This is a genomic window from Deltaproteobacteria bacterium (assembly GCA_016219225.1).
Taxonomy (GTDB): domain Bacteria; phylum Desulfobacterota; class RBG-13-43-22; order RBG-13-43-22; family RBG-13-43-22; genus RBG-13-43-22.
Genome location: JACRBX010000212.1, coordinates 1 through 12,682, shown reverse-complemented (window position 1 = coordinate 12,682; position 12,682 = coordinate 1). Strand labels below are relative to the sequence as shown.

The following is a 12,682-nucleotide window of genomic DNA, read 5'->3' as shown; positions in this document are numbered from 1 at the left end:
TCGAGGCCGAGGGTCTTGATGACCGGCGCCAGGAGGGGCAGGATGATGAGGGTGATCTCGATCCAGTCCAGGAAGAAGCCGAGGAAGAAGACGAATCCGAGGATGGTTATGATCTTACCGTAAGGACCGAAGGGGATGGCGTTCAGCACCTTGGTGATGAATTCGTCCCCGCCGAGGGTCCTGAGCACCAGGGCGAAGATGGTGGCCCCGATGAAGATGGCCATGATATAGGCCGTGGTGTTGAAGGTGCCCTTCAAGACGCTCTTGATCACGCCCAGGTTCAGTTGCCTGTTGATCAGGGCCAGGATGGCGGCCCCTAAAACGCCGACCCCGCTGGCCTCGGTCGGGGTGCAGACCCCGGCAAAGATGGAGCCGAGCACGGCCAGGATGAGCGATCCGGCCGGCAGCACCGACTTGAAGACCTCCCAGAGGATCCGGCCCAACTGAAAGGGCTTGCGCTCCGGATCGAGGGGCATGGTCTGGGGCTTTATAAAACCGAGAACCACGATATAGATGATATAAAGGACGCCCAGGATCAGCCCCGGGATCATGGCGCCCATGAAGAGGTCGCCTACGGAGAGGGCCAGTTGGTCGGCCATGATGACCAGCATGATGCTCGGCGGGATAAGGATCCCCAGGGTACCCGAGGCGGCCACGATCCCGGTGGCGATCGGCTTGGTGTAGCCCTGTCGCAGCATGGCCGGCAGGGTCAGCAGGGCCAGAAGGGTGACGGAGGCCCCGACAATGCCGGTCGAGGCCGCCAGGACGATGCCGATCAGGGCCACGGTGATGGCCAGGCCGCCGCTCAATTTTCCGAAGGCCTCCTGCATGGCCTTCATCATCTTTTCGGCAATGCCCGCCTTGTCGAGCATCAATCCCATAAGGATGAACATGGGGATGGCCACCAGGATCCAGTTGTCCATGATCTTGTAGATCCGGTTGACGGCCATGCCCAGGACGGTAATATTGAGGCCGGTGGTCGTTCCAATAAGGTGGTCGGCCAGAAACCCGACGACCGCAAAAAGGACCCCGGTGCCTCCCAGGGCCCAGGCCACCGGAAAGCCGGTGAATAAAAAGGTAATAAAGGTCCCAAACATGGCCACAACGAGGATATCATTTGGCTGCATGGCGTTTCACCTCCGCTGATGATTTCCGGCCGGTCCCGCCCTTCAGAGAGGCCACCACCCGGGTCAGGCGGGCCAGGGTCGCTGTCAGGAGCAGGAGAAAGCTGATGGGGATAAGCGACTTGATGGCCCAGCGATAGGGGAGGCCCATGGGGGCGTCCGAACTCTCATTGACCTTCAGCGAGTCATATACATAAGGCAGGCCTTGGAGGATGACGACAACGATAATCGGCAGGAGCAGAAAGACAATCCCGAAAAGCTCCCAGCGGCTCTTCCATTTTTCAGACAAATGGACATGGATGACATCGATCCGTATGTGGGCGTCGCTGACCACGGCATAGGACAGGCCGATCATGAAGGCCATGGCATAAAGGTGCCACTGGATTTCTTCGAGTATCACCAGGCCCCGGCCGAAGACATAGCGGAGAATAACCTGGAGGATGATCACACCGACCAGAACGGCGTTGATCCACATGGCGGCATTGCCGATGCGGTTAATGAAGCCGTCGAGGGCATCGGCAAATCGGCTGGGTGTTTCTTTTATTTTGGTTACCATCTATAACTCCCTTTTTAAACGCTTGGTCAAAGTACAGCGCAGAGTTTTGTGGATTAAGTCAGGGCGAAAACAGCATTCAGGGGTCAGGGATCGGGGATCGGGAAAAACCGGTTACCGTATCTGCCCTACCCCCACCCTTCCTTTTGTTACGGGAGCAGATTGGAAATCCGCTCCCGTAACTTGAGGGTAGGAATTTCCTAATTTAAAATTCCCGACTACCTGGACAGGAAGCCCAAAGACGCCCACAAGTCATAATCCTTATCAAAGGTTCGGAAATCCTCCCAGACCTTTTTGAAGAAGGGGTCCCTGGCCGCTTCGGCGGCGGCTACATCATGCCAGGTCTTCTTGTAGAGATCGAGCATCTCCTTGGACCATTTCATGTTTTTTACATGTCGTTTCTCGGCGTTTTCCCGGATGACCTTGCCCTGGATGGCTTCGGTGTGGGCAAAGCTGTCGGCTACGCTGGCCTTGCAGGTGACCTCGATGATCTTCTTCTGGTGGTCGCTCAGGCCGTTCCAGACCTCCTTATTGATCAGCAGCTCGAAGGTCGTCGCCTGCTGGTGCCAGCCGGGATAATAGTTATACTTGGCGATCTTGAAAAAGCCCAGCCGCTCGTCGATGGCCGGCATGGAGAATTCCGTGGCGTCCAGGGCCCTCTTCTCCAGGGCCGGGAATATCTCGCCGGCCGGCAACAGACTCACCGAGACCCCTAATTTTTCCATGACCTTTCCACCCAAACCGAAAAAGCGCATCCGCATACCCTTGAGGTCAGCGGCCGACTTGATCTCCTTGGTAAACCATCCCGAGGTCTCGGGGGCGATGATGGCCGCCAGGAGGACCTTGACGTTGTAACCGGCCTTGTCGTACATCTCCTGGTAGAGTTTCATCCCGTTGCCGTAATAAAACCAGGCCAGGTATTCCCCGGTCTCCGGTCCGAAGGGGACGGCCGAGAACAGAGGCGCGGCCGGGAGTTTGCCTTCCCAATAACCGGCAGTACTGTAGCCGGCGTTTACCTTGCCTTTCGATACGGCGTCCAGGACTTCGAAGGGGGCCACCAGCTTGCCGGGCTCAAAGACCTTCATCTTGACGCTGCCGTTACTGGCCAGCTCGATATTGTTGGCAATGTACATGATCCCGTCACCGAGGCCGGGCAGGTTGGTCGCAAAGGCCACCGGCACCTGCAGCAAAACCGGTTTTTCCTCCTTAGGCGCAGCCAGGGCAGCCACTGAAGATACCGCGAGAATTGCGACAAGCGCTACAACACAAAAAAAATACCGTTTCATACGCTCCTCCTTAATTTGGATTTATTTTTTGGCTCTTACTTTGGAGGAAGGGAATAAAGAAAAAAATCGGTCTCTGTCTGATTTTTTGTATAGGGGTTTGTCCTATGAGGAAGGGAGATGGGGCTTAAAGATACCGGGCCGGGGGGCGGCGGCAGCTCTGTAAAACAGGGGCCGGGGAATTTCCGGAGGCTCAGTCGGTCAGGCAGACCAGACCCAACTTCAGCGCATAGTTGGTCAGTTCGGCGTTGGACTTCAGCCGCATCTTTTCCAGGATGTGGGTCCGGTGGGTGCTGACAGTCTTGACGCTCAGGCACAGTTCTTCGGCTATTTCGCCCACGGTCCGGCCCCTGGCGATCAGGCAGAGGACCTGGTATTCCCGGTCCGAGAGCCGTTCATGAAGCGGGCGATCGGGTTCCGGGTCGAGGTTAAAAAGGAGCTTCTCGGCTATGGAGGCGCTGATGTAGCGCCCGCCTCCCGAGATCTTCCGAATGGCCCCGATCAGCTCTTCCGAGGCACTCGCCTTGGTGATGTAGCCGTAGGCCCCGGCCTTGATGGCCCGGACCGCATACTGCTCTTCCGGGTACATGCTCAGAACCAGGACCCGCAGTTTCGGCTTCTGACTTTTTAAAAGCTTCAGGGTTTCGAGTCCGCTCAGCCCGGGCATGGCGATATCGAGCAGGAGGAGATCATAATCGTTTTTAGAGACCTTTTCGAGGACCTCCTGGCCGGAGCTGGCCTCGCCGGACACCACCATGTCTGGGACATCCTCAAGGATCTGGCGCAGCCCTTCACGGAAGATGGCGTGGTCATCGGCGATGAGTAGGGTTATCATGCAGGGTCCGCCTTTCTGAATGGTATGTTTACCAAAAGGGTGGTGCCCTTCTCCGGTGAACTGTCGATCGTCATGGTGCCGCCGAGAAAACGGGCCCGTTCCTTCATGCCGATCAGTCCGAAGGAAGCATGGCTGGCCTTCTTTTCATCCGGGATACCTTTTCCGTTGTCCCGGACCTCGAGCCGGACGGCGGCATCATCCTTTTCGAGCCGGACCTCGACCCGGGTGGCCTGGGCATGGCGGATGACGTTGGTCAGGGTCTCCTGAAAAATGCGGAAGACCGCGGTGGCCACATCCTGATCCGGGACCGTCATGTCGGGAGGGACCGCAACCGTAAAATCAATCCCGGTCTGATCCTTGAATTCCTGGGCCTGCCACTCAATGGCGGCCGCCAGACCAAGGTAATCGAGCACCCCCGGCCGCAGGGCCGAGGATATCCTCTGGACGGTCCGGATGGTACTATCCACCAGACCCGACATGATATCAATCTTTTCCCGGAGCGGCCTTTGATCGTCCAAAAAACGTTTTTTCAGCCAGGCCAGATCCAGCTTCAGTTTCGAAAGCACCTGCCCGAGTTCGTCGTGGATCTCCCGGGCGATGTGCCCCCGCTCCTCCTCCCGGGCGGACTGGATATGGGCTGAGAGGCTCCTCAGCTCTTCCCGGGAATTCCGCAGCGCTTCTTCCACCCGCTTCTGTTCGGTGATGTCCCGACCGATGGTCTTGGTTCTGACCAGCCGGCCCTGGGCGTCGAGCTCGATAAAGACGTTCAGGCTGGCGGTGAAGGTGGACCGGTCCTTTCTGACGAACTCCCTTTCCAGGCCGAAGAGGGCCCGGTGCTCGGTCAGGGTCGAAAACTCCTTTTCATAGGTCTTCTGTGAATCGCCGGTCAGAAAGTCGGCCACCGGCCGGCCGATGATCTCCTCTTTGGTATAGCCGAGCATGGCCGCTTCGGTGGCATTGCAGTCGATGATGATCCCCTCACTGTTGATGGAATGGTACATGTCGGGGGCAGTATCATAGAGGTTGCGGTATTTCTCCTCCGATTCCCGGAGTGCCTTTTCATAGCGTTTCCTGAGCGAGATATTGACCAGCAGGATGACGATAATCAGGGACAGGCTGACGATGATGGCGGCACTGAACAGGATGAACTTTTTGTAGCGGGCATAGAACGAGTCGGGGAGATGGATGAGAATGCTTTCCTTTGGAAGATCGGAGGGTTTGACTTGAAAGCGCTTCAACTGGAGATAATCGAACATGTATCGGTTGGGACTCTCTTTGACAACGGAAAGGTTCCGGACCTTCTCCCCATTCAGGATCCGCAGGGCGATTTCAGCGGCGGTCCGGCCCTGGTCCCCTCCGCTGGTCAGCATGCCGCCCACGATCCCTTTACCGAGGTAGAAATCCCAGACCCCGTAGATGGGCACCCGCGCCTGTTTGGAAATAAGGGCGATGCTTTGATTATAGTCGTAGACATTACCGGACCGGTCCCGGTTGAAGGTCATTAAAAGAATAATATCGCCCTTCGACAACTGTCTGACCTCATCGAGGACTTCAGGCATGTCGAAATCTTCCAGAAAAACAAAACCGACTTTCCCTTTAAATTCGGGTATCACCTCTTCCAGTATCCTTTTGTTCGCCAGGCCGGTCGTGGTCCTGTCATTGATGACCCAAACCCTCGAGGTATCGGGATGGAGGCAAAGGGCGGTTCGCAGGGTATTCGGTATATCGAAGGCCTCGACCACTCCGGTGATGAGATCCTTGCGGCCCGCCCGATCCGAATCTTTGAAGTAGTTGACCCCGCAAAAGACGGCCGGCACTCCGGGAAAAAGGACCTGATGGTATTTGAGGTAGAAGTTGAAGGCGTCGTCGTCCGTTACCAGTACGACATGGAAGGCAATGGAGGCGTATTTTCGCTTCAAAAGCCGGAAGAACCCGCTGTAATAGGCGTCATCGGAGATCCTTTTGGTATCCATGTATTCGGTATGGACGTCAATATCCGGCAGACGGGACTTCAGAACCGAGAGGATCCCGTTGTCCTCACTGTCTGTCCATTCAAGCCCCTTGTGATAGGAATGTAGAATCAGGATGTGCTTCTTGCTGTCGTCCGCGGAAGCCGGGCCGCATAGCGGAGCCAGGGAAAAGACGATAGAGCAGATAACGGCCGAAAGGCCTGCCGTGATCAACCGTTCCGGCCAGCGCGAGGCAAGACGAAAAAATTTTCCCCAGAACCAGGTTCCGAATAGCGTCGCTTTCGCTTGCTCTGGGGCGGCCCATTTCACGGGGATCTCCCTTTCAATTCTAACCAAAGATATTTGAAAATGGGTCTTTAAACCGGTTCTCCAAGATTAGTGGCCGTACTCAATTTTTTGAAACGATGCTGGATACTGATAAACCTTTATCTCGAACGCATTAGTAACTAAAGAATATAATTCTACGCAAAATGGATAGAATTTCTTAAAGAACACACCTTGGACCCGGACCAATTGAGGTTTTTTTAACATGTTTTGCATATCCAAAATCTTGGTTCCGGCTGGTCCGGGTTGGGTGAATTATCCAGCATCCGGCATCGCTACTTCAGAAGCGGTTGATCCTGGTAGCACCCCTTTTTCGTCATTCCCGAATGTCTTTATCGGGAATCCAGATTTTTTAAGAAAATGCAAATCAAAGTCCCTGGATTCCGCTCCCCGATTAAGAACGTCGGGGACAAGCTTAAGGCATGCCGGAATGACGGAAAGAGGGGCACTGCTCACCTGGTCGACAAAACTTTATCGCTGCTGATTGATTATGCGTCCTAAACAGCTACTAAATTGGGCCTGGTTCCGGAAATTAAGAGACCTTAATCACCAGAGCCGCACCCGTATCACCGGCGGCACAGCCGGCAAAGAGTCCGTAGCCTCCGCCGATCTTTACCAGTTCCTCGATCAACTCGACGGTACAGCGGGCCCCGGTCGGGCCTTGAGGATGCCCAAAAACTAAAGAGCTTCCATAATTATTAAAGATCCCTTCCGGAATCTGCATCTGTTTACCCATCACGATATCGTTAACGGAAAAAGGATTGTGGGTCTTGACGGCCGCCAGATCTTTTACTTCGATCCCGGCGTTCTTTAAAGCCATTTCGGCGGCCGGTGTGACGGCCGCGGCCATGTGGGCCTTTTTGGCCCGGGCATAGCCATAACTCAAGAGTTGAATGGTCACCTCTTTCTTCTGGCCGAGTTCTTTGGCCCGCTCCTTGGTGGTAATAATCATCCCGGCATTCCCATCAGCCGGATGGGTCTGGGCCCCAAAAGAAATGCAGCCCCCGGCAATGACCGGTTTGAGCGGGGCCAGACCTTCCGGGGTACAAGGGGAAATCCCCTCATCCGTTTCTATGATATTCGTCTTCTTTTTGGAAATTTGAACCTCCACCGGAATCATATAACCCTTTTGGAATTCCCGGTCATTGGCCAGACTCATTAAATACTGTTCATAGCGACGAACGGCCATGGCGTCCGATTCTTCTTTGGTCACACCGCCGCACAGGACCGCCACGTTTTCGGCGGTCTGGACCATGGCTTGTCGGGCATAGGGATCCTTATTGAAATTGTCCATCATCCAGTTCTCGCTGATCACTTCCCCCCCGGGACCATTCGGGTTGGGCCAGATGGTATGCGGACCATTGGAACAGCGGTCGGCGGTGGCTACCAAGACATTTTGATACATCCCCGATTCCACCCAAAGTCCTCCGGTATAAATGGAAGTGGCACTGGTGGCGCAGGCCTGACTGAGGGTCGGCCCGCTGATCTTGTCGTTCCCCAGCAGGGCACAGAACCAGGGATTGGCATAAAACCAGGCCGGTTGCCCGATGGTCATGCCCAGAACGCAACCGTCAAAAATATCCGGGCCGAGGCCCCGCAATTCTAAAAATTTGCGGGCCGTTTGAGCCGCTAATTCAATGGCGTTCAGGTTCTGAAAAGACATCTGCCAGCGGGAAAAGGGTGAAGACCAATAGCCTTTATAAGGGATGAAAGCTTTCTCAAACATTAGAACCTCCTTGTTCAATAGGGATTTAGCTTTGGAAAATCTTAGAAAATATAGGAAACTGGATCGGGCCTGTCAAGAGAATTCCATCACGATCAATATCACCTATTAAGCCCTCATGCCTCGGGCGCACCACGAAGCATGAAAAAGGATTTCGCCGACCCCCTGACCCCTGACCCCCGATCCCTGGTCCCCTGAAGCTTATTTTCGAACGAACCCATCTTATACCGGATTCAATTTAAAGGCCCAGAGTTTGCTGCCCAGAAAATTGCTCAGGGTCGTTATAAAAATGGCCATGAGTTGGGCCAGGATCTTATGCCAGTGCCAGGAGTCCACCAGGGTCCACAGGACGGCCATATTGATCCCGTAACTGATCAGGGTGACCATTGCATATCTCAGATACTGGTCCCTTATGGCCTTGATCCCCTGGTTGTGGGTCTTAAAGGTCCAGCGCAGATTCAGGATGAAATTGTTGGTCATGGCCACCAGAAATGAAAAGGTGGCTGATAGAAGATAATGGAAATGCAACAAATAAATAGAACCTGAATAGACCGCCAGATTGACGAAGACCCCGCTGCCGCCCACCAGGGCGAAACGGACAAACTGGTTTCCGGTATGGCCGGTGGTCATCAGGCTATTAAGAATATAAGCCCGATTCAGTTTTTTGGAAAATCCTTTGATGCGATTCAATGGCCCTCCAGGAATGGCAGGAGATGGGCTTTGAGCCTTTCCCTGTTTTTTTCCAGGGAGAGGTCCTGGAGCCTCTCCTTTTGCCCTTTGACAATATCTTCTCGAAGACCTTTATCTTCCAGAACCAGGGCCATCGTTTCGGCAATCTCCTCCCAATTTTTTTGGGCCAGGCCGACACCGGAGCCTCCCAGGGTCTCCGGGATGCCTCCGGTCAGATAGGCGACAATCGGGATCCCGAAAAACATACTTTCCATCAGGGGGACACAGAACCCTTCGTGTTCACTCAGACAAAGATACAGATGGGCCGAATGATAATAGGTGATCAGTTCCCGAAAAGAGGCAAAGCCGGCAAACAGGACCTTTTGGCTTATGGCCAGCTCTTCAATCATGTTTTTGACGGCCCGGCTATAGTTGCGGACGCCACTATCCGTTCCGACCAGAATCAGGCGGCTTTCGGGAAAAAGGCGTTTCTGGAACAGATAAAAGGCCTTGACCAGGTCCTCGATCTTTTTCTGGGGAACCAGCCTTCCCACATGAAGGATATTGACCTTTCCGTCTTGAAGCTTTTTCTTCAGAGCCGCCTCCTGGGCCAGGTAATAGTTTTTAAAATCCACCAAAATAGGTAACACCCCGGTCTTTCGAAAACCCGCCTGCTCCAGATCCCGGCGGTTAAAATCCGAAACCCCCAGGGCCAGGTCGAAGTAAGGGGCCAGGTTAGTTAATTCTTCATAACCCCAGGCACAGCGTCTCTCCACTTCGATATTAATCCCTTTAAAAAAATGGGCAGGGGTGATGTTATGATAGATCAGGATCTTGCGGTCCGGAAGCCCTTTTACGAACTCCGACAGTTCGGAGCCGATGGAGAAATGAAATATCAGGATGTTTTCAGGACTGCTGATTTCCTTATATTCCCAGGGTGGACGGGCCGCTCCGGTTAATTTAGAATGAATATGTTGGGCATAAATTTCCGAGTCGTATCCAAAACCTTTCAAGGCCTTCTGGATTTCCAGGACATCATTGCCGATGGCATCTCCATACCCGAAATCCGGGAGCATCTGGTGAATGGAAACTTTATGCTGTCTTGGCCGATTTTTCACGGCTTCCTCCTCCGCTCCGGCTCCCGGGGAGGCCCCCAGGACCTTCCAGGTTTGCTGTATCAACTCCATGTAGCGTTGACTGATTAAATCCCAATGGAAATGGGAAAGACAATACTCCCGGCCATTTTGGGCCATTTTCCGGGTCGCCTCCGGGTGATCCAGTATTTCCTGCAGGCAGGCTTCAAATTCGAGATAATCCCCGAAGAATAATCCTCCCTGGCTGTTTTTGCAGTGTTCCACGGTTACCGGACAATGGGCATTGACCAGGATGGGGGTCCCGCACAGCCAGGATTCCATAATGACAATAGAAAAACTTTCCATCACCGAAGGCTGGCAAAACAGGGTGGCCCCGCCATAGGCATCATATTTGTCCTGTTTGGAAACAAAGCCCAGATCCAGGATGTCCTCCTGCCAGCCGGGGGGAATCTTGACCGCCAAATTGCCGATTAAAATCAGCCTCAAGTTGGAAGGGTGGCGTTTTTTATATTGGGCAAAATAGTTCATCAACAAAGGCGTGTTCTTTCCGGCATCCCTTCGGCCGGCATAAAGGAGGTAAGGGTCCTTCAGGTGATAGGTGTGTCGAAAGCGTTCACCATCCGATTGGATCTCCGTATCAATGCCTTCGCCGAAAAGATGGCATTGGGACTCCTTCAGAAAATACAGGGCCTGTCCTAATTTCATTTCGAATCGGGTGTGAAAAATTAGTCCCCGAATCCGGTGGAACAACTCACCCAGGATTTCCAGACGGGCATAGCCTTCATCGTGCAGGCAGGGGATGATGAAGGAGCGGTTCGGATAGATCCGGGCCCCGTAATAGGTCGTACTGAACAGGTACGGAATAAAAAATAAAAGATAGGCCGGACCCTGCCGGGTGATGTGTTGATACAGGGCCGGGCTGTTGATCATGTGTTGGAAAAAGAGATCTTCTTCCTCCCTGGAAAGCTTTTCTCCGGCCAGGATGCGCCGGTTCAGGCTATCAAAAAGTTCACCGTTTCGGGGGCCGACCGGGAATCGTTTGACCAAAACCCCGTTGACCGGGTAATCTCCGGCAGGGTAATCATTGAACGCCCAATTCCCTTCGAAATCCTTGACACAGGTTGTCCAGACCTCGACCGCCACTCCTCGTTGATGGAGGTTTTCTACGGTTCTCCGGGCCTCGGCTTCGGCGCCTCCGGGGATATCGGCCCCGTACCAAGGACAGATAAAAGCGATTTTCATTACTTATACCCCAACACGGCATAATCTTGAAATCCATACAACAGGTCATTAAGCTGCCGGGTGTTTATGTTTGAAACCCGGGCCAGTTCATCCTCATAAGAATCATCTTCCCGGCGAACCATCTCCTTCAGCTTCATCTCCTCGGGAAAAGGGGAGACATAGAGGAGGTCCACCTTCCGAAAGCCCAGGGATTCCCAGAGAAAGCGGACCGCCTCGGGATGGATCGGATTGTGGTGGGAAAGATCCAGATAAAAGGCCCCGCTGAAGGTGCTCAGGCACTGGGGATTAATGGTCTCGGCCAACAGGACCCCACCGGGGTACAGCTTGGCAAAACTCAGCCGGACCAGGTCCCGGAGGGCTTCAGGATCCAGATGTTCAATGACCTGGGATAAAAAGATCCCTCCCAGGCTCTGATCCTGCAACCCCTTTAAATAGACCAACCCATCACCATGAATAACTTCCAGACCTTTGGACTTACCCTGGCGGACCATTTCCTGATTGGTATCCACCCCGGAAGCCGGGATTTGAGCTTCTTTCAAAAGCTCCAAAAATTCCCCCCGACCGCAGCCGATATCCAGGACCGGCCCTTTATCCTTGAAATAAGACAGATAATATTTCTGTTTCCACTTAATTTCTTCCTGGCTGCCGCGATGCAGGTCTTCGAAGTGAACATATTCCGGTTCCCGAACCCTTGATTTCAGCTCGACCATTCGGCCGGCCGTCTCTTCTGACGGATTTTTCATCTCCTTAACTTGAGACAAGACCTCTTCAAAAACATTTTTTTCGGCCCTGAGTTCCTGGCGGATGGCCTCTAAAGAGTCGGACATCTGGTCCGATCTCTTTTCCAGAAGGGACAAGCGTTTTTCCTGAAGGGCCAGTTGTTTTTCCTGGGTAGACCATCGAAAACGTACATCCAGGGCCATTTGATTCAGCAGGTGCACCAGTTCCACATTAAAGGCCACCTGGTGTTTAAGGATCATCTGAATATAAGGATCGGTAACTTTACGAACAACCTTTTTGAATCCGGTAACCAGGGCCCCCAGGAGTTTGCGATGGGAGGTAAATTCCGGGGGTCTTAAGGTGTTGTAAAGATAATTGACCTGGGATAAATGGTATTGCATAACGCCTTCCTGAGATTCCCCATTTTCGGATTGGATCTGAAGGGTCATCCGTTCAATCCCTTCTAATTCTTCGGGAGAATAGGCCCCCATCTTTTTTTTCTCCTCGATACGGGCGCGGATCCGCTCCATTATTCGGTCCACATCGATGGCTTGTTCCAATTTATCCCCTGATTCCATAAAAAACCTGCTTTCTAATCTATAATCCAACGGTGGGGGATCCGATAGATCCCGGTATCTTTTTTGGCCGAACGGACGGCAAAGGAAGAACACCCGCTCTGGTAATCGTAGGCATGCCCGTCCCGGGCATGAACAGCCACATCCAGGAGGTAAGACCCTTCAACCAGGTGAACCTTTTCAAAGGCCACCCCTATCCGACCGACATACGAAAGGGGCGGCAGGGATATTTCATCCAACTGGGTATTGGTCCCGTAACAACAGGTCCCCTTCCCATCGAATAGGGCCACCCCGAAAACCACATCCGGGGTATGACGATGGACCTGAAAGTTGATTTCGACCAAAAGGTCCTCTCCGTCTTGAAAAACGTGCCTTTCCTGACCCCGATCATCCAGCAGCCGAACCCCGATGATTTCTATGTCCCCGTTGCCCCAGCGACTTCTGGAAATAAACCGCTCTGTTCCATTACAAGCCGCCGTTTCCTCTTCTTTAAATCGGGCATCGTCTCTACGGGCCACCTCTTGCCTATAAGCGTCTATCACCTGCCGGGGGTCTCCCTGGGTCTGGATA

At 53.5% G+C, this 12,682-nt stretch carries 10 protein-coding genes; all 10 read right to left on the bottom strand.

Features of this window, described 5'->3' with window-relative positions; translation table 11 throughout:
- On the bottom strand, positions 1-1,127 hold a 1,127-nt coding region (locus HY879_17985), incomplete at its 3' end, for a TRAP transporter large permease subunit (protein ID MBI5605230.1).
- Complete coding sequence (locus tag HY879_17980) at positions 1,114-1,680, bottom strand: TRAP transporter small permease subunit (protein MBI5605229.1); 567 nt, start codon at positions 1,678-1,680, stop codon at positions 1,114-1,116. The genes HY879_17985 and HY879_17980, both read right to left, overlap by 14 nt.
- Positions 1,681-1,895: 215 nt before the next feature.
- Positions 1,896-2,963, bottom strand: coding sequence for a TRAP transporter substrate-binding protein (locus tag HY879_17975; GenBank protein MBI5605228.1), 1,068 nt, complete (start codon positions 2,961-2,963; stop codon positions 1,896-1,898).
- A gap of 190 nt (positions 2,964-3,153) precedes the next feature.
- A complete protein-coding gene (locus HY879_17970) occupies positions 3,154-3,795 on the bottom strand; it encodes a response regulator transcription factor (protein MBI5605227.1) in 642 nt (213 codons plus the stop codon).
- Complete coding sequence (locus HY879_17965) at positions 3,792-6,074, bottom strand: PAS domain S-box protein (protein ID MBI5605226.1); 2,283 nt, start codon at positions 6,072-6,074, stop codon at positions 3,792-3,794. The genes HY879_17970 and HY879_17965 overlap by 4 nt, the downstream gene beginning before the upstream one ends.
- Positions 6,075-6,621: 547 nt before the next feature.
- Entirely contained in the window at positions 6,622-7,815 is a 1,194-nt protein-coding gene (locus HY879_17960; GenBank protein ID MBI5605225.1) for a thiolase family protein, read from the bottom strand.
- Between the two features lie 219 nt (positions 7,816-8,034).
- Complete coding sequence (locus HY879_17955) at positions 8,035-8,502, bottom strand: GtrA family protein (protein MBI5605224.1); 468 nt, start codon at positions 8,500-8,502, stop codon at positions 8,035-8,037.
- The gene (locus HY879_17950) at positions 8,499-10,817 is read right to left on the bottom strand and encodes a glycosyltransferase (GenBank protein MBI5605223.1); all 2,319 of its coding nucleotides are present in this window, start codon (positions 10,815-10,817) and stop codon (positions 8,499-8,501) included. The genes HY879_17955 and HY879_17950 overlap by 4 nt, the downstream gene beginning before the upstream one ends.
- On the bottom strand, positions 10,817-12,115 hold the full coding sequence (locus tag HY879_17945; GenBank protein MBI5605222.1) for a methyltransferase domain-containing protein: 1,299 nt from the start codon (positions 12,113-12,115) through the stop codon (positions 10,817-10,819). Before HY879_17945 ends, HY879_17950 begins: the two co-directional genes overlap by 1 nt.
- Positions 12,116-12,129: 14 nt before the next feature.
- Positions 12,130-12,682: Wzt carbohydrate-binding domain-containing protein (locus tag HY879_17940; protein ID MBI5605221.1), on the bottom strand; the 553-nt coding region annotated here is incomplete at its 5' end.